The organism is Kitasatospora sp. NPDC059160 (assembly GCF_042755465.1).
Taxonomy (GTDB): Bacteria; Actinomycetota; Actinomycetes; order Streptomycetales; family Streptomycetaceae; genus Kitasatospora.
In genome coordinates this window covers 1-20,427 of the sequence record NZ_JBHZCN010000137.1, presented here as the reverse complement: position 1 = coordinate 20,427, position 20,427 = coordinate 1, and the positions used below count along the sequence as shown (strand labels likewise).

Annotated in this window: 14 protein-coding genes and 1 tRNA gene; 8 read left to right on the top strand and 7 right to left on the bottom strand. The window is 73.7% G+C overall.

Annotated elements, in window-relative coordinates; translation table 11 throughout:
• Positions 1-21 precede the first annotated feature (21 nt).
• The 4 genes from ACFXOZ_RS37705 to ACFXOZ_RS37690 form a co-directional block, all read right to left on the bottom strand.
• Positions 22-95, bottom strand: a tRNA-Lys gene (locus ACFXOZ_RS37705).
• 84 nt (positions 96-179) lie between these two features.
• Complete coding sequence (locus ACFXOZ_RS37700; protein ID WP_380594462.1) at positions 180-2,303, bottom strand: dipeptide ABC transporter ATP-binding protein; 2,124 nt, start codon at positions 2,301-2,303, stop codon at positions 180-182.
• Positions 2,300-3,271, bottom strand: a complete 972-nt coding sequence (locus ACFXOZ_RS37695) for an ABC transporter permease (RefSeq protein ID WP_380529800.1) — start codon at positions 3,269-3,271, stop codon at positions 2,300-2,302. Before ACFXOZ_RS37695 ends, ACFXOZ_RS37700 begins: the two co-directional genes overlap by 4 nt.
• 15 nt (positions 3,272-3,286) lie before the next feature.
• Positions 3,287-4,267 (bottom strand): ABC transporter permease, encoded by a 981-nt coding sequence (locus ACFXOZ_RS37690; protein WP_375883303.1) that lies wholly within the window; start codon positions 4,265-4,267, stop codon positions 3,287-3,289.
• A 374-nt stretch (positions 4,268-4,641) separates the two neighbouring features.
• Between ACFXOZ_RS37690 and ACFXOZ_RS37685 the strand changes: the two genes are divergently transcribed.
• Positions 4,642-6,348 carry an ABC transporter family substrate-binding protein gene (locus tag ACFXOZ_RS37685; protein WP_380529797.1) on the top strand — a complete coding sequence of 569 codons (1,707 nt, stop codon included), beginning with the start codon at positions 4,642-4,644 and terminating at the stop codon, positions 6,346-6,348.
• 487 nt (positions 6,349-6,835) lie between these two features.
• Positions 6,836-8,065 carry a low temperature requirement protein A gene (locus tag ACFXOZ_RS37680; protein ID WP_380594460.1) on the top strand — a complete coding sequence of 410 codons (1,230 nt, stop codon included), beginning with the start codon at positions 6,836-6,838 and terminating at the stop codon, positions 8,063-8,065.
• Here ACFXOZ_RS37680 and ACFXOZ_RS37675 read toward each other — a convergent pair.
• On the bottom strand, positions 8,062-9,066 hold the full coding sequence (locus ACFXOZ_RS37675) for a LysR family transcriptional regulator (RefSeq protein ID WP_380594464.1): 1,005 nt from the start codon (positions 9,064-9,066) through the stop codon (positions 8,062-8,064). The two genes, ACFXOZ_RS37680 and ACFXOZ_RS37675, sit on opposite strands and share 4 nt — an antisense overlap.
• Positions 9,067-9,341: 275 nt before the next feature.
• Between ACFXOZ_RS37675 and snpA (ACFXOZ_RS37670) the strand changes: the two genes are divergently transcribed.
• The 4 genes from snpA (ACFXOZ_RS37670) to ACFXOZ_RS37655 all read left to right on the top strand — a co-directional run bounded on the left by snpA (ACFXOZ_RS37670) (position 9,342) and on the right by ACFXOZ_RS37655 (position 14,057).
• A complete protein-coding gene (gene snpA / locus ACFXOZ_RS37670; protein WP_380529794.1) occupies positions 9,342-9,980 on the top strand; it encodes a snapalysin in 639 nt (212 codons plus the stop codon).
• Between the two features lie 334 nt (positions 9,981-10,314).
• Positions 10,315-10,947: a snapalysin gene (gene snpA / locus ACFXOZ_RS37665; protein ID WP_380594458.1), complete on the top strand. Its 633-nt coding sequence runs from the start codon at positions 10,315-10,317 to the stop codon at positions 10,945-10,947.
• 154 nt (positions 10,948-11,101) lie between these two features.
• Positions 11,102-11,761, top strand: a complete 660-nt coding sequence (locus ACFXOZ_RS37660) for a pentapeptide repeat-containing protein (RefSeq protein WP_380594456.1) — start codon at positions 11,102-11,104, stop codon at positions 11,759-11,761.
• 235 nt (positions 11,762-11,996) lie between these two features.
• Positions 11,997-14,057, top strand: a complete 2,061-nt coding sequence (locus tag ACFXOZ_RS37655; protein WP_380594454.1) for a phosphocholine-specific phospholipase C — start codon at positions 11,997-11,999, stop codon at positions 14,055-14,057.
• Positions 14,058-14,081: 24 nt separating this feature from the next.
• On the opposite strand, the gene ACFXOZ_RS37650 is transcribed toward ACFXOZ_RS37655, so the two are convergent.
• Positions 14,082-14,861, bottom strand: a complete 780-nt coding sequence (locus ACFXOZ_RS37650; protein WP_380594452.1) for a phosphoribosyl-dephospho-CoA transferase MdcG domain-containing protein — start codon at positions 14,859-14,861, stop codon at positions 14,082-14,084.
• A gap of 140 nt (positions 14,862-15,001) precedes the next feature.
• Here ACFXOZ_RS37650 and ACFXOZ_RS37645 point away from each other — a divergent pair, with 140 nt between their 5' ends.
• Positions 15,002-15,214 carry a hypothetical protein gene (locus ACFXOZ_RS37645; RefSeq protein WP_375883320.1) on the top strand — a complete coding sequence of 71 codons (213 nt, stop codon included), beginning with the start codon at positions 15,002-15,004 and terminating at the stop codon, positions 15,212-15,214.
• A 21-nt stretch (positions 15,215-15,235) separates the two neighbouring features.
• Here ACFXOZ_RS37645 and ACFXOZ_RS37640 read toward each other — a convergent pair whose 3' ends face one another.
• Entirely contained in the window at positions 15,236-18,457 is a 3,222-nt protein-coding gene (locus ACFXOZ_RS37640; RefSeq protein WP_380594450.1) for a S41 family peptidase, read from the bottom strand.
• 204 nt (positions 18,458-18,661) lie between these two features.
• Between ACFXOZ_RS37640 and ACFXOZ_RS37635 the strand changes: the two genes are divergently transcribed.
• The gene (locus ACFXOZ_RS37635; RefSeq protein WP_380529787.1) at positions 18,662-20,311 is read left to right on the top strand and encodes a chitinase; all 1,650 of its coding nucleotides are present in this window, start codon (positions 18,662-18,664) and stop codon (positions 20,309-20,311) included.
• Positions 20,312-20,427 lie beyond the last annotated feature (116 nt).

Here is a 20,427-nt window from a genome sequence, read left to right as displayed (position 1 = left end):
AAGGGGCCTTCCGGCTGTCTGTGCGCCGCCAGGGACTCGAACCCCGGACCCGCTGATTAAGAGTCAGCTGCTCTAACCAACTGAGCTAGCGGCGCTTGCTGACGTGGAAGACAGTACACGTCGGCAACCCGTTCTGCCGAATCGTATTCGGCCGGTCACCGGAGGTGAGGGTTCCGTCGTCACCCCGGGTGGTGACAGGCGGCCCGGTGGTCGCCCTCCGCCCCGGCTCCCGCTCCGGCCCCCGCCCGGTCGCCGTCGAGGCCCGGCCGCTCCTGCTCGCAGCGCGCCCGGGCCGTGGCGTCCGCGAGCCCGGCGTAGAGCGGGCAGCGGGTGCGGAACGGGCAGCCGGTGCGGCGCTCGGTGGGGGAGGGCGGGTCGCCGGCCAGCAGGATGCGGTCGCGGGCCCGTTCGGCGGCGGGGTCGGGCAGCGGTACGGCGGAGAGCAGCGACCGGGTGTACGGGTGGCGCGGCCGTTCGAACACGCTGGTGACCGGGCCCTGCTCGACCGTCCGGCCGAGGTACATCACGCTGACCCGGTCGGCGAGGTGCCGGATCACCGAGAGGTCGTGCGAGACGAACAGGTAGGACAGCCCGAGTTCGGCCTTGAGCGACTGGAGCAGGTTGAGCACCCCGGCCTGGATCGAGACGTCCAGGGCGGAGACCGGTTCGTCCAGCACCAGCAGTTTGGGCCGGACGGCGAGGGCCCGGGCGATGGAGATCCGCTGGCGCTGCCCGCCGGAGAACTGGTGCGGGTAGCGGACCGCGTGGTCCGGGTCGAGCCCGACCCGGCGGAGCAGCTCGGGCACCCGGCGGGCGGTCTCCTCGCGCGGGGCGTGCTGGGCGCGCAGCGGCTCGGCGACGATGTCGCCGACCGGCATCCGGGGGTCGAGGCTGGCCATCGGGTCCTGGAAGACGATCTGCAGTTCGGAGCGGAGCCGCTGGGTCTCGGCCCGGGTGAGCCGGGCGGTGTCGTGGCCGAGCAGCTCGATCCGGCCGGTCTCCGGGGCGCCCAGGCTCAGCAGCTCGAACAGCGTGGTGGACTTGCCCGAGCCGGACTCCCCGACCAGGCCGAGGGTCTCGCCCTGGCGCAGGTCCAGGTCGACGCCGTCCACCGCGTAGACCTCGCCGACCCTCCGCTTGAACACCGTGCCCTTGAGCAGCGGGAAGGTCTTGCCCAGCCCGGTCACCGAGAGCACCTGCGGCCGGGCCGAGCGGTCCCCGGCGGCGGGCCCCGGGGGCAGGTCCGGCACGGGGTACACCTCGCTCGGCGCGGGCCGCCGCTCGGCCAGCTCCGCCGACCGCACGCACGCGGCCAGGTGGCCGTCCGGGCCCGCCGGTCCGGCCTCGGTGCCCACCAGCTCGGGCTCGGCCGTCGAGCAGCGCTCCTCCGCGAGCGGGCAGCGCGCGGCGAACGGGCAGCCGGGCGGCAGTTCGGCCATCGGCGCCGGGGCGCCGGGGATCGGCACCAGCGGGCCGCCGCGCCCGTCCAGCCGGGGCAGCGCGCCGATCAGTCCGAGGGTGTACGGGTGGCGCGGCGCCGCGAACAGCTCGTCCACCCCGGCGGTCTCGACCACCCGGCCCGCGTACATCACGGCGACCCGGTCGGCCGCCCCGGCGATCACCCCGAGGTCGTGGCTGACCAGGACGAGCGCCGCGCCGGTCTCCTGCCGGGCGGTGCGCAGCACGTCGAGCACCTGGGCCTGGATGGTGACGTCCAACGCGGTGGTGGGCTCGTCGGCGAGCAGGATGTCGGGCTGGTTGGCGATGGCCATGGCGATCATGGCGCGCTGGCGCATGCCGCCGGAGAACTCGTGGGGGAAGCTGTCCAGGGCCCGGTCGGGCGCCGGGATGCCGACCAGGTCGAGGAGTTCGGCGGCCCGGCGGCGGGCGGTGGCCCGGTCGACCGGCTGGTGGATCCGGACGGCCTCGGCGATCTGGTCGCCGATCCGGTAGACCGGGGTGAAGGCGGACAGCGGGTCCTGGAACACCATGGCGACCCGGCGGCCGCGGATCGCGGCGAGTTCCCTGCCGGGCAGGCCGACCAGTTCCCGGCCGTCCAGCCGCACCGAGCCCGCGATCCGGGCGGTGCCCGGCAGCAGCCCGAGCACGGACAGCGCGGTGACGGACTTCCCGGAGCCGGACTCGCCGACGATGCCGAGGGTCTCGCCGCGGCGCAGGGTGAGGTCCACCCCGCGTACGGCGGGCACCGGTCCGTGCGGGCCGGCGAAGTCCACCCGCAGGTCCCGGACGGCGAGCAGCGGGGTCTCGACGGCGGTGGTCACTTCTGCTTCCGCGGTGCTCACTTCTGCTTCCTCCGAAGGCGGCGGGTACGGCGCGGCGCGCCCCCGGCGGTGGGGTCGAGGGCGTCGCGGAGCCCGTCCCCGACCAGGTTGACGGCGAGCACGAACAGCACCAGCAGTCCGGCCGCGAAGTAGAACATCCAGGGGAACACCGGGGCCTCGCCGGTTCCGGCGGCGAGCAGGGTGCCGAGCGAGACGTCCGGCGGCCGGACGCCGAAGCCGAAGTAGGAGAGGGCGGTCTCGCTCATCACCGCGCCGCCGACCGCGATGGTGGCGTCGACGATGAGGAAGGAGGCGACGTTCGGCAGGATGTGCCGGGTGATGATCCGCAGCGGCCGGACGCCCATGAACCGTGCGGCGCGGACGAATTCGCGCTCGCGCAGGGAGACGGTCATCGAGCGGACCACCCGGGCGGTGATCATCCAGTTGAACAGGGCGAGCAGCAGCACGAAGGCGATCCAGCCGCTGCTGCGCAGCCGGGGCGAGACCACGGTGATGATCAGGAAGCTGGGGAAGACCAGCATGAGGTCGACCAGGAACATCAGCGCCCGGTCGGTCCAGCCGCCGAAGTAGCCGGCGCAGGCGCCGACCAGGGAGGCCAGCGCGGTGGAGAAGAGCGCCACCAGCAGGCCGATGATCAGTGACTTCTGCAGTCCGCGGACGGTCTGGGCGAACACGTCCTGGCCGACCCCGTTGGTGCCGAACCAGTGGGCGCCGGAGGGGGGTTGGTGCAGGGCGGTGAAGTCGGGGGCGGCGTAGTCCCAGGGCGTCAGGTACGGCCCGCCGAAGGCGAGGACGAACAGCAGCAGGATCAGCACGGCCCCGGCCACGGCGCCGCGGGCGGCGAGCAGGCGGGCCAGGACGAGCCGGCCCCGTCCGCCGGCCCGGGGAGTGCCGACGGGGGCGGAGGCGTCGGCGGTCCCGTGCGCGGGGTCGGGGGTCGGGGTGTCGGCGGTGGCGGCGACGGTCATCTCGGCTTCCTCCGGTCAGGACCGCACGCGCGGGTCGAGGGCGGCGTGCAGGGTGTCGGCGAGGAAGCCGGAGGCGAGCACGACGACGGCGGTGAACAGGTTGATCGCCACCACGGAGTTGACGTCCTGTTCGTTGATCGACTGGATCAGCCATTCGCCCATGCCGTGCCAGCCGAAGATGGTCTCGGTGAAGATCGCGCCGGTGAAGATGCCCAGGAAGCTGTAGGCGAACATCGTCGACATGGGGATCACGGCGGTGCGCAGTCCGTGCTTGAGCAGGGCCCGGCGCCGGGTGAGGCCCTTGGCCTCGGCGGTGCGCAGGTAGTCGGAGCCGAGCACGTCGAGCATGGTGCCGCGCTGGTAGCGGCTGTAGGTGGCGAGGCCGCCGAGGGCGAGCGAGACGGTGGGCAGCAGCAGGTGCAGGGCCCAGTCGGCGAGGTGGGTGCCGAGGCCGCCGGCCAGTCCGGGGGTCTCGTAGCCGGTGAACGGGACGACGTCGTGGCCGGCCGCGTCCTTGGCGGCGATCGCGCCGTTCTTGAGCAGGAGGGCGACCAGGAAGACCGGGGTGGAGAGCAGGACGAAGGACAGCACGGTGAGCACCCGGTCGGAGATCCGGTACTGGCGCACGGCGCTCCAGGCCCCGGCGGCGACGCCGAGGACGGTGCCGAGCAGGCTGCCGATCAGCAGCAGGCGCAGCGAGACCCAGACCCGGCGGCCGAAGTCGTCGTTGACCGGGGTGTCGTGGATGGTCCGGCCGAGGTCGCCGTGGAGCAGGCCGCCGGCCCAGTGGCCGAAGCGTTCGACGACCGGGGTGTGGTCGTTCAGGTTGAGCGCGGTGAGCTGGCGTTCGACCGATTCGGCGGCCGGGCGCGGCACCTTGGCGTCGAAGTAGGTGCGCGGTTGCAGGGCGCCGGCGGATATCGCGTAGGCCAGGAACACGGCGGCGAGCAGCAGCGCCGCGTAGTAGCTCAGCCGTTTCGACAGGTAGCGGAGCATCAGCGGCGGCCCGGGGCGGGGGCGGGGGCGACGCGTCTGGTGGGCATCGGGGGTGGCCTTCGGTCGGAGCCCGGTCAGGGCGTCAGGTGGCAGGGGGAGTGGGGGAGTTGGGGAACGCGCAGGTCGCAGTCTGGCACCGGGGTGCGGCTGCGATGTTGCGGCGGGATGTCCCTGTGTGACTTTTTGATCAGGCGTCCGCTCCTCCCCCTGGTGGCGGATCTGATCCGCTGTTACGTTCCTCTGGCTCGGTGCCGGATTGAGTGCCCACGCTCAAGCCCGGTCATGCCTCGTACGCCCCAACTCGTGTCACGAACCGGACGAACCCGACCCGTGACGCCCGCCCGACGCCTGCCACCGATCCCAGGGGGACCCTCATGGACGCTTCCAGCACCGCCCGTCGCCTCGGCCGGGCGACCGCCCTCGCCGTCGCCGTCGTGCTGGCGGCCACCGCGTGCACCTCGGGCGGGGGCGGTTCGGGCGCGGACGTGGCGAAGAGCGCGCCGCCGAGACAGGACTCCCAGGACATCAACGCCAAGCCGCTGGACCAGATCAAGGACGGCGGCGAGGTGCGGTTCCAGCTGGACCAGTGGATCGCCCAGTGGAACCCGCTCCAGGTGGACGGCGGTTCGTACACCGACACGGTGAGCCTGATTCGTGCCGTGGAGCCGACGCTGTTCAGCACCGACGCCTCCGGCACCTTCCAGCCGAACGCGAACTACCTGGTGGACGCCAAGGTCACCTCGACCTCGCCGCAGGTGGTCACCTACAAGCTGAACCCCAAGGCCAAGTGGTCGGACGGCAAACCGCTCAGCTACCTGGACTTCAAGGCGGACTGGCAGACCAGCAACGGCAAGGACCCGGCGTACAACATCGCCGACCCGTCCGGCTACGAGCTCATCTCCGCGGTCGAGCAGGGCGCCGATCCGACCGAGGTGAAGGTGACCTTCGCCCAGCCGTACGCGGACTGGCAGGGCCTGTTCCGCCCGCTCATCCCGGCGGCGGCGATCTCGACCCCGGACGACTTCAACAAGGCCTGGGTGGAGAAGATCCCGATCACCGCGGGCGCGTTCAAGATCGGGACGGCCGACAAGACCGCGCAGACCCTCACCCTCGTCCCGGACCCGGCCTGGTGGGGGACCAGGCCCAAGCTGGACCGGATCACCTTCCGGGTGATGGACAAGTCGGCGAGCATCCAGGCCTACCTGAACAACGAGATCGACCTCGCCGCGGCCAGCACCGCCGCCGCGTACGGACAGCTCAAGAACGCCAAGGACTCCGTGATCCGGGCCGCCAGCCCGTGGGACGAGGTGCACATCTCCTTCGGCGGCAACGGCGCGCTGGCGGACCAGAAGGTCCGCCAGGCGCTCGGCAAGGCGCTCGACCGCTCGGCGCTGATCAAGATCGCCAACAACGGGGTGCCGGTCGAGTTCAAGCCGCTCGGCAACCACATCATCATGCCCAACCAGGTCGGGTACCAGGACAACTCCGGCGAATGGGCCAGGTTCGACCTGGCCGCCGCCAAGAAGGAGCTGGACGACGCGGGCTGGAAGGAGGCCGGCAGCGGTCAGCCGCGCACCAAGGACGGCAAGCCGCTGGAACTGCACTGGGTGCTCAGCGACGGCACCGTGCAGGCGCAGCTCGACCTCGCCACCGCGGCGGCGGCGATGTGGCAGGCGGCCGGGGTCAAGGTCGACCTGGACAAGGTGGCCGCCAACGACTTCTTCTCCAAGTACGTGACCCCGGGCAAGTTCGACCTCGCGAGCTGGCGCAACACCGACTCCTTCCCGAACTCCAAGAGCCTGGCCAACTTCCGCCTGCCGGTGGGCGACAACTCCTTCCAGAACCCGTCCCGTCTGGGCAGCCAGGAGATCGACGACCTGTTGAAGAAGGCGGCCGGGACGGTCGACCCGGCGGAGGCCGCGAAGCTCTACAACCAGGCTGACGCGAAGATCTGGGAGCTCGGCCACACCGTCGAGCTCTACCAGCGGCCCGCCGTGGTGGCGACCCGCAAGGGGCTCGCCAACTACGGGGCCTTCGGCCTCGCCCAGGAGGACTACACCAAGGTCGGCTGGGAGAAGTGACCCGGGCCGTCGCGGTGGCGACGGCGACCGCACGGCAGGCGCTGGCGAGCAGCGCGGTGATCACGAGGCCGGTGGTGCGGACACGGGTGGGCCGGCTACGCCGCCCCCGCTGTCCTGCCACCGGCCTTGACCTTCCGCGTTGCCCGCAGGCCGCCCGTGTCGTGGGGCCCCGCGAGGGGCCCGTGCTCGCTTCCAACCGGGGACGAATCTAGCGGGGCCGCCGGGCCGGTCGCGGCGCAGCGCGCGGGGCGCGCCCGGAAACCCGCCGCGCTGTCACCCACTTCGCGCACCGGGGCGTCAACTCTCGCTGACGGCAAGGAGAAAAGGGGCATACACGGGCATCGTGCCCGGGTTCGAACGGAGTTGCCGCACCGGCGCACGCGCCCGCGCCGGTGCGTGCGTCGGACCCCGGCCACTGCCAGGATGCGCGGGACGGCGGGCCCAGCCGGGCCGCCCCCGCCCCGCCCCGACCCCCGGAGCAGCACCGATGGCCAGTGACCACGCCGCCGAGGCACCCCGAGCGCAGCACGTCGACCCGCCCCCGGTGCGCCGGATGGTCCCGCGCGACCGCGCCGAGCCGCACCGGGTCGCCACCCCGCTGGAACTCTTCTTCGACCTCTGCTTCGTGGTCGCGGTCGGCCAGGCCGGTCGGGAACTCGCCCACTCCCTGGCCGCCGGGCACTACGGCGAGGGCCTGCGCGGCTACACGATGGTCTTCTTCGCCATCTGGTGGGCCTGGATGAACTTCACCTGGTTCGCCTCCGCGTACGACTGCGACGACGTGCCGTACCGGGTCACCACCCTGGTGCAGATCGCCGGGGTGCTGATCCTGGCCGCCGGGGTGCCGAGGATGTTCGAGACCCAGGACCTGACACTGGGGATCACCGGCTACGTGGTGATGCGCCTGGCGATGGTCACCCAGTGGCTGCGCGCGGCGTCCGGCGAACAGGGTGAGGCCCGCCGGGTCGCGCTGCGCTACGCGGCGGGGATCACGCTGTGCCAGCTCGGCTGGGTGGTGGTGCTGCTGCTGCCGGACGCCGCCCGGCCGGTGGTCATCCCGATCGGCGTGCTGTGCGAGCTCGCCGTGCCGGTGGTCGCCGAGCTGCGGGCGCAGACCTCCTGGCACCCGCACCACATCGCCGAGCGGTACGGGCTGTTCACCCTGATCGTGCTCGGTGAGACGGTGGCCGCCGCGACGGTGGCGGTGCAGTCGGCGGTGGACGAGCACGAGGGGCTGGGCCGGCTGGTGCCGGTGGCGGTCGGCGGGCTGCTGATCTGCTTCGCGGCCTGGTGGATCTACTTCGCCCGGCCGGTCCACGACCACCTGCGCTCCAACCGGCAGGCCTTCGCCTGGGGGTACGGGCACTACCTGGTGTTCGGCTCGGCGGCGGCGATCGGCACCGGGCTGGAGGTGGCGGTGGAGTCGGCCGTGCACAAGGCGGAGATCTCCGAGACGGCCGCCACCGCGACGGTCACCGTGCCGACGGCGGTCTACCTGGTGACCGTCTGGTACCTGCACTCCCGGCACACCAAGCGCGGGCCGGTCGCGCAGTCGATCGCGCCGCTCGGGGCGGCGCTGGTGCTGGCCTGCACCGCGCTCGGCGGCTCCGGGGTGCTGGCCGCGGGCCTGGTGTGCGCGCTGATGGTCGCGGTGGGGGTGCTGGTCCACAGCCGGGAGGGCCGGGAGGACCGGGAGAACCGGCGGGCGCGGGTCTAGACCCGTTCCAGCAGGAAGGGCTCGTGCCGGGCCAGCCAGTCCAGGTAGGCCGGGTTGACCTTGGCCAGGTCCAGGTAGGCGGCGCGCAGTTCACCGTAGAGCGCGTCCAGGGCGGGCTGGCTGAGCACCCGGGGGCGCCAGGTGAACAGCAGCCGGACGGCCAGCGGGTCCCCGTGCACCGGGCGGACCACCGTGCCGGGCCCGGGCAGCGAGGTCGGCTGGCAGGGGCGGACGGCCTCGCCGGAGGCGACCAGCTCGGCGGCGGTGGCGTTGTCCCGCACCTGCACCACCCGGGGGTTGAGCCCGGCCTCGCTGAACACCCGGCGCATCGCGGCGTACTCGTGGTCGGCGGTCGGGTCGACCATCCAGGTGTCCTCGGCGAGGTCGGCGAGGTGGACCACCGGCCGGGCGGCGGCCGGGTGCCCGGCGGCGAGCGCGACGAACTGCGGCTCGCGGGCCATCAGCACCCGGTGCTCGGCGTCCGGCGGGACCCGCAGCGGGAAGCCCTCGCTCTCGTACACGAAGGCCACGTCCAGCTGGTCGGAGGCGACCATCCGCAGCAGCGCGCTGGCGGAGATGTCGACGTGGATGGTGGTGTCGGTGTCCGGCAGCCGCTCGTGCACCCGGCGCAGCCAGGCGGCGACGGCCCGGCTGCCGACGCTGCCGATCCGCAGCCGGCGCTGCCGGCCGGGCCCCGCGGTGTCGCGGGCCTCCTGCCGGGCGGCGGCGACCAGGGCGGCCATCTCGCTGATCACCGGCCGGGCCCGGGACAGCACCGAGTGGCCGAGCGCGGTGGGCCGGCTGCCGGTCTGCTCGCGGGTGAACAGGGTTCCGCCGATGGCCCGTTCGATGCGGTGCAGCTGGGTGGTGAGGGAGGGCTGGGTCATGCCGAGTTGGAGCGCGGCCTTGCGGAGGCTGCCGGTGTCGGCGATCGCGCACAGCACCCGGAGGTGTCTCACGTCGAGCTCCACGACGGGAGCATAGACGTCACCGAGCCGCATCGCCAAGGACATGACAGAGAATCAAGTGCGCAGCGACGGACCGCACGACGGACCGCACAGCGGATCGCGCGGCGGATCCCGGCACCCCCGGCACCGGTATGCGGCCGGACTATCGCCGGTTGACATCATCCGCGACGGGCCCGGACGGGTCGAAGCTCGGGGACACCGCACCGCCCCGGCCCCGGCCGGGACGGCCCCCACCGCGCGCCGCCACCGTACGGCCGGCCCCCACCGGCCCCGGCGGGCCGGCGCGCCCCGGAATCCGGAGCCCCCACATGAAGCGATCCGTGCTGTCCGCGACCCTGGGCCTGGCCCTCGCCGGCGCCCTGGTCCTGCCCGCCACCGCCGTCGCCGCGCCCGCCGCCCCGGCCGTCCACGGCCACACCACGTCGAGGTACGCCGGTTCGGCCGAGGAGGCCGCGAACAACCAGGCGTTCTTCCGGGCCGTGATGGCCTCCGTCGCGGCCAAGCGGGCCGCCGACCCCGGCCTGACCACCGTCACCGTCACCTACGACGCCTCCAACGCCCCCTCCTTCGCCGGCGACATCGCCAACGCCGCGCAGATCTGGAACGGCTCGGTGCACAACGTCCAGCTCCAGGAGGCGAGCGGCGGCACCGGCGACTTCTCGTACAACGAGGGCGACGACCCGAACGGCTCGTACGCCAGCACCGACGGACACGGGCACGGCTACATCTTCATCGACCACCAGCAGGCCCAGCAGTACTACTCGCTCCGGATCGTCGCCCACGAGACGGGGCACGTGCTCGGCCTGCCCGACGACTACTCCGGTCCGTGCAGCGAACTGATGTCGGGCCACGGCCCCGGTACGTCCTGCACCAACGCGCACCCCGACGCCAACGAGAGCGCGCAGGTCGACTCGCTCTGGGCGAACGGCGTGGCGGCGGCCAACTGACCTGCCCGGCAGGTGAATCGGGTGCGGCGGCCCGCCCGGCCGGAAACGGGCGGCCCGCCGCATGGGTACTTCCCCGCCTCGGAGCCTAGCCGCCCCCGGAACGGAATGCCAGGGGCATGGCTAGGTCAAGACGAGGAAAAGACGGCCCGAATCCGGCGGGGGCCGGGGGTATTGGACCGGGCTATCGGTGGTTGACATCATCCGCCGGGCCGCCGGGCTGCCCGAAGCTCTGGGGACACCCGGTCGCCAGGTGCCCCCCGAGCCGGCCCCCAACCCGGCTGCGGCACCCGGGACCGGAACCCCCCACTTCCAGGACCCCTTCAGGAGCCCCCACATGAAGCGATCCGTGCTGTCCGCGACCCTCGGCCTCGCCCTCGCGGCGGGCCTCGCCGTGCTGCCCACCACCGCGGCCGCCGCCGCCCCGGCCGCCCCGGCCGCCCCGGCCGTCCAGGGCTACACCGCGTCGACGTACGCCGGTTCGGCCCAGGAGGCGGCCGACAACCAGGCGTTCTTCCAGGCCGTGATGGCCTCCGCCAAGGCCAAGCAGGCCGCGAGCCCGGGCCTGGCCACCGTCGTGGTCACCTACGACGCCAGCTCCGCGCCGTCCTTCCGCAACCAGATAGCCAACGCCGCGCAGATCTGGAACGGCTCGGTCGGCAACGTCCGGCTGCAGGCCGGCTCCAACGCCGACTTCGCCTACTACGAGGGCAACGACAGCCGCGGCTCCTACGCCAGCACCGACGGCCACGGGCGCGGCTACGTCTTCCTCGACTACCAGCAGAACCGGCAGTACAACTCGGTCCGGGTGACGGCGCACGAGACCGGGCACGTGCTCGGCCTGCCGGACCACTACTCCGGCCCGTGCAGCGAGCTGATGTCGGGCGGCGGCCCCGGCACCTCCTGCACCAACCCGTACCCGAACAGCGCCGAGCGCAGCCGGGTCAACTCGCTCTGGGCCCGCGGCTGACCGTACCCGTGAGCGCCCCGGCCCGGCCGCGTCCGCAGCGGCCGGGCCGGGGCGTCGCCGCGGGCGGGTGCGGCGGGTGCGGCCGGACTGTCGGTGCCGCGTGCGAGCATGCGGGCGAGACCCGTTCGCCCGCGATCCGAGAGGCGCCCCCGCCATGCCCCGTTCCGTCCCCGATCAGCTCGCCGACCTCCCGTACGCCGAGCTGCTGCGCCCGCACACCGGCCCGCTGCGCAGCGACGAGCGGTACGACACCGCGCACTTCGACGGCGGTCAGCGCACCGACGAGTCGGGTGCCGGGGCGGCCTTCCTGGAGTGCGCCTTCACCGGGGTCGCGCTCAGCGGGGTCAAGCTGCGCCAGGCCCGGTTCAACGAGGTCTGGGTGCAGGCCGGCCGCTGGGTGGCCTGCGACCTGAGCGAGACCGAGTGGCAGGACAGCTCCTTCGTCGGCGGCGTGCTGGCCGGGATCGCCGGGTACGGCTCGGCGCTGCGCCGGGTGGTGTTCCGCGGCTGCAAGCTGGAGGCGGTCAACCTGCGTGCGGCCGTGCTGCGGGACGTGGTGTTCGAGGACTGCCTGCTGCGCGACGTGGACTTCGGCGAGGCGAAGCTGACCGGGGTGTCCTTCCCCGGCTCGACGCTGGAGGAGGTGCGGCTGCGCGGGGCCGTGCTGAGCAAGGTGGACCTGCGCGGGGCCGCCCGGCTCGGACTGGTGGACGGCCACCAGGGGCTGCGTGGGGCGGTCATCAGCTCGCCCCAACTGCTGGAGCTGGCGCCGCAGTTCGCCCAGGCGCTGGGGATCGAGGTGAAGGACCGCTGAGCCGCCCGCGCCCTCCCCGGCGCTCCGGGAACGCCCTCCTCGGCACTCCTGGAACCTCCTCGACCGATCAGCCTGGCGTTCAGCCCGGCGTCGCTCGGTGACCCACGGGCGAACAGTCCGACAAACCTGCTGCGCGCATCTGGTGGCCCGCTCCGGTGGCGGTGGAGACTGCTCCGCGATCGATGGCCCCCGAGTTGTGTACACAACATCGCCAGTGAAGGGACGGACCGGACTGATGGCCGAGTTGAGTCGTAGAAAGTTCGTCACGCTGTCCGGCGCCGCCGCGGCAGGCCTCGCGGTGGCCGGCGCCGGCGCCGGGGCCGAGGACGCCGCGGCCGCCTCCAGCACCACGCTCAGCACCACCGGCACCATCACCGACGTGCAGCACGTGGTGATCCTGATGCAGGAGAACCGCAGCTTCGACCACTACTTCGGCACCCTCAAGGGCGTCCGCGGCTTCGCCGACCGGGCCGCCATCCAGATCTCCGGCGGCTACAGCGTCTTCAACCAGCCGAACGGGCTGTTCGCCCGCCAGTACCCGTGGGCCTTCAACCCCTCCGGCGCGAGCGGCTCCCCGGAGACCCAGGCGCAGTGCAACGGCGACCTCTCGCACGCCTGGTCCGACCAGCACAAGGCCTGGAACGGCGGCAAGATGGACTCCTGGGTGTCCGCCAAGGGCACCGTCCGCACCCTCGGCCACCTCCAGCGCGGCGACATCCCGTTCCACTACGCGCTGGCCGACAACTGGACCATCTGCGACGCCTACCACTGCTCGGTGCTGAGCGCGACCGGCCCCAACCGCACCTACCACTGGAGCGGGACGATCGACCCGGCCGGCACCGCCGGCGGCCCCGCCTACGACGGCGGCTCCGAGTCCAACCTGCGCTGGCAGACCTACGCCGAGGCGCTGGAGGCCGCCGGCGTCAGCTGGAAGGTCTACCAGAACGCCGCCGACAACTTCGGCGACAACGCCCTCGCCTACTTCAGCCAGTTCACCGGCGCGGCGGCCGGCAGCCCGCTGGCCGTCAAGGGCATGGGCTCGGTGCCCAAGGTCACCGGCCGGACCCCGGACGACATCGCCGCCGCGATCCGCTCCGACGTGCTGAACGGCACCCTGCCGCAGGTCTCCTGGATCGTCGCCGACCAGCAGTCCTCCGAGCACCCCTACGCCACGCCCGAGGACGGCGCGCACTTCGTCCACCTGGTCATGGACTCCCTGAACGCGGACCCCAACGTGTTCAACTCCACCGTCCTGCTGATCAACTACGACGAGAACGACGGCTTCTTCGACCACGTCCCGCCGCCGGCCGCGCCCGCGGGCACCGCGGGGGAGTTCTACAACTCCACCAACATCGGCCTCGGCTTCCGCGTCCCGCTGATCGCCGTCTCCCCGTGGACCCGCGGCGGCTGGGTCAACTCCGAGACCTTCGACCACACCTCGGTGCTGCGCTTCCTGGAGGTGTGGACCGCCGCCCTCGGCACGCCCGCCACCAGCCCCAACATCAGCGCCTGGCGCCGCCAGGTCTGCGGCGACCTCACCTCGGTCTTCGACTTCGCCAACCCGGTGTACGGCCTGCCCGCACTGCCCGACACCTCGCAGACCATCGGCCTGGCCACCTGCGGCCCGCTGCCCAACCCCTCACCCGCCGACAACGCGCTGCCCGCCCAGGAGCCCGGCACCCGCCCGGCCCGCGCCCTGCCGTACCAGCCCAACGCCAACCTGGACCACCTGGAGTTCGGCTCGGGCGGGGTGATGAAGGTCTGGATCGCGATGGCGAACACGGGCACCGCGGCCGTGAACTCCGCGCACTTCGCGGCCTACGCCAACGCCTACCGCAGCGGCGGGCCCTGGCAGTACACCGTCGCCCCGGGCGCCAGCACCAGCGACTTCTTCAACTGCGGCACCAACTTCGGCGGCGGCCCGTACGACCTCACCGTGGTCGGCCCCAACCGCTTCCTGCGCCGCTTCAAGGGCGACGCCACCAAGGCGGGCAAGAACGCGGCCGTCACCGCCTCCTACGCGGTCGAGCCGGGCAGCGGCAAGCTCGCCGTCTACTTCAAGCTGGCCAACTCCGGCACCGCCCCGATGACCTTCACCATCACCTCCACCAACTACCGCACGGACGGGCCCTGGACGTACCGGGTCCCGGCCGGCGGCAGCGTCAGCGACTTCTTCAACGCGGTCGCCTACAACAACGGCTGGTACGACTTCACCGTCACGGTGGACGCCGACAGCAGCTGGTCGCAGCGCTTCACCGGCCACCTGGAGACGGGCGCGCCCAGCGTCAGCGGCTGACCGTCCCGGTCGGACCGTCCCGGTTCACGCGTACGGGCCCCGGGGGAACCACGGATCGTGGACCTCCCGGGGCCCGGACGGCGTCAGCAGGGTGACGGTGAGCGGCCCGGCCGCGTACTCGGCGAGGTGCACCGCGCCGTAGCGGGTCTCCAGCTCGGCCTGCACCGGCACCGGCAGCTTGCTCAGCGCCCGCCGCAGCTGCAGCGCGTCCCGTCGGCTGACCGGGTGCGGGGTGCGCAGCACCAGCCGCAGCGGGCTGAGCGGTCCGGCCACCGGGACGCCGGTGCCCAGCTCGTAGCCGACCGCGCCGATCGGGCCCCAGGCCAGCCGGTGGTCCGCGACCAGCCGGCCGACCTCCGGCAGCAGGGCCAGCGCCGGGACACCGGTGACCCGCCCGGGGTCCAGCAGTTCCCGCCGGCCGACCAGCTGCTCGGGCCGCAGGGTCCGGGCCACCGCGGCCCAGGGCGCGAGGGCGTCCAGTCGCTGCCCGGGGCGCGGGCCGCGGACGGTGACCGGGATCCAGTGCTCGGGGGCGGCCTGCCGGCCCCGGGTGCAGCGCCGCGGGCGCGGGACGTCCACCGGGGCGTCGGCCGGCGAGGGCGCCCGGCCGACGGTGACCCACGGGTGCGCCCGCAGTACGGCCCGGGCCCAGTCCGGCAGCTCGCCGCCGGCCAGTGGGCGCAGCGAGCTCGGGCACTGCATCAGCAGCAGGTCGTGGGGGCCGGGCAGCCGTCCGTCCAGCGCGGCCAGCGCGCCGACCCGGCGGCGCGGTCCGTCGTGCAGTTCCTCGGTCGAGTTCCTCACACCGCCACCCTCCGCCCGTCCCGCGCCGCCCGGCTACGGCCCTTGGGCGCGTCGGGCCGGGACCAAAGGCTCAACGTGCGACCGCCGACTCCCGGTGTGAGAGTGGGGGACAGCCCGGTAATCCGTTCGGAGGAGGAGTCATGGGCATCCTCGACAGGATCTTCCACAGGGGCCACGAGGCCGGTGGCGCGGAGGCCGCCGAGCGCGCCGCGCTCGCCCACGACGAGGCCGCCGACGCGTACAGCGACGAGGTCGAACGGAGCAGGCAGACGCAGGAGCGGACGGCCGCCCAGGAGGAGGCCGACCGGCGCGCCGCCGAGAACATGACGGCCGAGGGCGACCCCTGGGACTGAGCCCGGACGGGCCCGCCGCCGTCAGCGCTCCCGCGGCGGCAGCGGCGGGCGCCGCAGGTCGGGCCGGGGCGTGGACTCCGGCGGGGGCGCCGCGGCCGGGGCGTCCTCCAGCAGGTCCAGGGCCAGTTGGACGGCGGTGACCAGCTCCGGGTGGCGCCCCCGCGCCCAGTCCCGCGGGGTGCGCAGCACGTGCACGTCCGGCTCGACGCCCCGGTTCTCCACCGACCAGCCGAGCCCGCCGCTGAACCAGGAGGCGTTCTTCGGCACCGAGATCTGGGTGCCGTCGCCCAGGGTGTGCCGCCCGGTCATCCCGACCACTCCGCCCCAGGTCCGGTTGCCGATCACCGGGCCGAGGCCGAGCAGCTTGATCGCCGCGATGATCACGTCCCCGTCCGAGCTGGTGGCCTCGTCCGCGAGTGCCACCAGGGGGCCGCGCAGGGCGTGCCGGGGCCAGCGGACGGGCTGGCGGTCGCGGCTGAAGTCCCAGGCGAGGACGTGCCGGGTGAGCTTCTCCAGGACGAGTTCGGAGACGTTGCCGCCGGCGTTGCCGCGTACGTCGAGGACCAGCGCGGGCTTGTCCAGTTCGCGCCGCAGGTCCCGGTTGAACTGCGCCCAGCCGGAGCCGCCGAGGTCCGGGATGTGCAGGTAGCCGCACCGGCCGTCGCTGAACTCCCGTACCAGGGAACGGCGTTTGGCCACCCAGTCCTGGTAGCGGACGGCCCGTTCGTCGGTCAGCGGGGTGACGGTGATCCGCCGCACCGGGCCGTCCGGGCCGCTGCGCAGGGCGAGTTCGACGGTGGTGCCGCCGGTGCCGGCCAGCAGCGGCAGCGGGCCGCGCACCGGGTCCACCGGGCGGCCGCCGACCTCCAGCAGTTCGTCGCCGTCCCGGACGCCCTGGGCGGCCAGCGGGGCGCGGGCACGCGGGTCGGAGGACTCGCCGGGCAGCACCCGGTCGACCAGCCAGCGGCCGTCGGGGGCGCGGTGGGCGTTGGCGCCGAGCAGGCCGAGCGGCTGCTGGGCGAGGCCGGGGCCCTCGGCGCGCCGGGAGGGGGTGACGTAGGCGTGCGAGGTGCCGAGCTCGCCGAGGAGTTCGCGCAGCAGGTCGGCGAAGTCGTCGGGTGAGCAGACGCGGTCCAGCAGCGGTTCGTACTGGGCGACCAGCGCGGGCCAGTCCAGGCCGGACATCCGCTCGTCCCAGAACTGGTCCCGGACGATCCGGGCCGCCTCGTGGTACGCCTGGCGCCACTCGGCGGCCGGGTGCACGGTGTGGGTGATCCGGCGCAGGTCGACGGCGGTCCCGGCGGAGGGGGCGGCGACCGGGATCACCCGCAGCGTCCCGGCCGAGTAGACCGCGATCGAGCCGCCGTCCCCGGAGACGGCGTAGCCGTCCAGCTTGTCGACGAGGGTGCTGCGGGTGCCCCGGGCCAGGTCGAAGTGCTCCAGGGAGGGGCGGCCGGAGGTGTCGTCGGGGTTGGCGAAGGTCTGCCCGAGGGTGCCGGAGATCGGCCAGCGCAGCCAGACCAGGCCACCGCGCACCGCGTCGGTGGCCGAGTACTTGGAGGCGATCACCGGGAACTGGAGCAGCCGCTCGCCGATGCCCGCCGGGTCGACCCGGACGGTGCCGTCGCCGTCCCCGCGCGGGGCGGCCTCCTCGGCGGGCGCGGCGAACGGGGAGGGGGTGTCGGCGGCGAGCGGGACGAGGTACGGGCGGCAGCCGACCGGGAAGGAGAGGTCGCCGGTGTGCACGTCGTGGACGGGGTCGAAGCCGCGCCAGGACAGGAAGGCCAGGTAGCGGCCGTCCCGGGTGAACACCGGCTGCTCGTCCTCGAACCGGCCGTCGGTGACGTCGGTGGTCGGGGCGGGGGCGTCGGTGCGGGTGAGCCGGATCCGGCGCAGCGAGCGCCCGGCGGCCGGCTGGGACCAGGCGACCCAGTGCGAGTCGGGGGAGAACCGGGCGCCGGTGACCGGCCCGTGCTCGGAGGCGGCCAGTTCGCGCACCGCGCCGTCCTCGGCGGAGACCAGCAGCAGCCGGCCGTCCGAGGTGGTGGCGGCGAGCCGGGAGCCGTCGGGGGCGGCGGTGAGCTCCAGGACCCGGCCGAGCCGGCCGGCGGCGAGCACCCGGTGGCGGTGGGCCGTCGTCTCCTGGTGCGACGCCGTCTCCTGGTGGCCCGGCAGCGGCATCACCTCGATCGCGTCGGCGCCCTCGGCGTCGGTGATCCAGGCCGCCTCGCCGGTGTGCCCGAGCACCACCGGCAGCCGGGTGCGCACCCCGGGGGTGTCGGCGAGCGCCCGGGCCGGGCCGTCCTTGTGGGTGAGCCAGTACTGGCTGCCGCGCACGGTGATCACCCCGGCCCGGCCGGTCCGGTCGCAGGCGAGGTCCTTGACCTGGGAGGCCGCACTGACCTGGTACGGGCGGCGGCCGGCCCGGGCGCCGCCGAGCGGCACCCGCAGCCGGTGCGGGGCGGGGGCGTCCAGGCCGTCCAGCAGCCAGAGGTCGCCGGCGTGCTGGTAGACGATCCGGGTGCCGTCGGTGGCGGCCTCGCGGGCGTAGTAGGAGGCGTGGTCGGAGTGCCGGCGCAGGTCGGTGCCGTCGGGGCGGCAGGAGTAGAGGTTGCCGATGCCCTCGTGGTCGGAGAGGAAGGCGATCCGGTCGCCGACCGGCATGGGGGAGGCGAGGTGGCCGGTGTGCCCGGGGAGGATCGGCTCGCCGTCCACCCAGAGCCGGCCGGTCGCGCCGCCGCGGTAGCGCTTCCAGGCGGCGGGCTCGTGCGGGGCGGCGCCGGTGAGCAGGACGGTCCGGTCCCGGCTGAGCTGGGCGTCGCCGACCGGGCCCCAGGGCATCCGGCGGCCGGGGGAGCCGTCGGGCGGCAGGGCGTGCGCCCAGGTGTAGTGGCCGAAGGGCTCGTGGAAGGAGGTGACGGCCAGCACCTCGCCGTCCGGCAGCCAGCCGCGCACCCGGGTGTCCTGGCTGCCCCAGTGGCTGAGCCGGCGGGTCTCGCCGCCCTCGACCGGGGCGGTCCACACCTCGGGGGTCAGGCCGAGCCAGCTGGTCCAGGCGAGGGTGGTGCCGTCGGGGGAGAAGCGGGGGTGGCTGACCCGGGTGCGGTCGCAGCCGACCCGCCAGGCCCGGCCGGTGGCGGCGGCCCCGGGCTCCAGCGGGGCGATCCAGACGTCGTCCTCGGCGGTGAAGGTGAGCAGGCCGCCGTGCAGGTGGGGGTGGCGGAGGTAGCCGGGCGGGGTCACTCCTCCATCCTTCGACGGGGTGTCACCCGCGGCAACCGGAGACCACCCTCCCGCACCGGTCTGGACCATTGACAGCGCACTGCCGGATCCATTTCAGTGGTCTAGTCCAACTTGGGTGCCAGGCCGGGCCGTTCCCCCCACTGGCGCGTGCTCCGGCGTGCCCTCGGACGTCCCCCACGACCGTGCCACCGCAGGAGCACCCGCATGCGCAGAACCCTGAGAAACGGCCTCGCCGCCGGCACCGCCTCCGCCCTCGCCGCGGCCACCCTGGTCGGCGTCACCCTCGGCCTGGCACCCGCCGCCTCGGCCGGCGAGTTCCTGGTCAACGGCGGCTTCGAATCCGGCTCGCTCGGCCCCTGGAGCTGCACCGGCAACTCCGGCAGCGTCGTCACCAGCCCGGTGCACGGCGGCAGCCACGCGCTCGCCGCCGCGGCCACCGCGGGCGACACCGCCCAGTGCGCCCAGACCGTCGCCGTCGCACCGAACACCACGTACACGCTCAGTGCCTGGGTCAACGGCTCCTACGTCTACCTGGGCGTCGACGGCGGCGGCCCCAGCACCTGGACGCCCGGCACCGGCGGCGGCTACCAGAAGCTCAGCCTCGGCTTCACCACCGGTGCCAACCAGACCACCGCCACCGTGTACACCCACGGCTGGTACGGACAGGGCACCTACTACGCGGACGACGTCTCGCTGGACGGCCCGGGCGCCCCCAGCCCGACGCCGACGCCGACGCCGACACCCACTCCGACTCCGACCCCGACGCCCACGCCCACGTCCACGCCGACCGGGACCCCGACGGGCACGCCCACCGGGACCCCGACCGGGACCCCCGCCGGCAACCACACCCTGGTCGGCTACCTGCACGCCAGCTTCGCCAACGGCGCGGGCTACACCCGGATGGCCGACGTCCCCAACTCCTGGGACATCATCGACCTCTCCTTCGGCGAGCCCACCTCCCCGACCTCCGGCGACATCCGCTTCAACCGCTGCTCGGCCACCGACTGCCCGACCGTCGAGTCCGACGCCGACTTCAAGGCCGCCATCGCCGCCAAGCGCGCCCAGGGCAAGAAGGTGCTGATCTCGATCGGCGGCCAGAACGGCCAGGTCCAGCTGACCACCACCGCCGCCCGGGACACCTTCGTCAGCTCGGTCTCGGCCATCATCGACAGGTGGGGCCTGGACGGACTGGACATCGACTTCGAGGGCCACTCGCTCTCCCTCGACACCGGCGACACCGACTTCAAGAACCCGAAGAGCGCGGTCGTCGTCAACCTGATCTCGGCGCTCAAGACCCTCAAGGCCAAGTACGGCCCGGGCTTCGTGCTGACCATGGCGCCGGAGACCTTCTTCGTCCAACTCGGCTACCAGTACTACGGATCCGGCCCCTGGGGCGGTCAGGACCCGCGCGCCGGGGCGTACCTGCCGGTGATCTACGCGCTGCGCGACGACCTCACCCTGCTGCACGTCCAGGACTACAACTCCGGCTCCGTCATGGGCCTGGACAACCAGTACCACTCGATGGGCGGCGCCGACTTCCACGTCGCGATGACCGACCTGCTGCTCAGCGGCTTCCCGGTGGCGGGCAACACCAACAACGTGTTCCCGCCGCTGCCCGCCTCGAAGGTCGCCATCGGCATGCCGGCCACCACCAACGCGGGCAACGGCTACGTCGCCCCGGCCGAGGTGGACAAGGCCCTGGACTGCCTCACCAAGCTGGCCAACTGCGGGACGTACGTGCCGCGTTCGGGTGCCCAGCCGAAGCTGGCCGGGCTGATGACCTGGTCGGTCAACTGGGACCAGTTCGGCGGCCGGGAGTTCTCCAAGAACTTCGACGCCTACTTCGGCCGCTGACCGGAGGCGGGGGGCCCACCCCGCGGGCGCGGGCCCCCCCCCGCGCCCGCAGGCCGGCAGCAGCCGCGTCCCCCCCCCCCCCAACCCCCGGGGGGGCATAGGCGAGGACCCCCCCG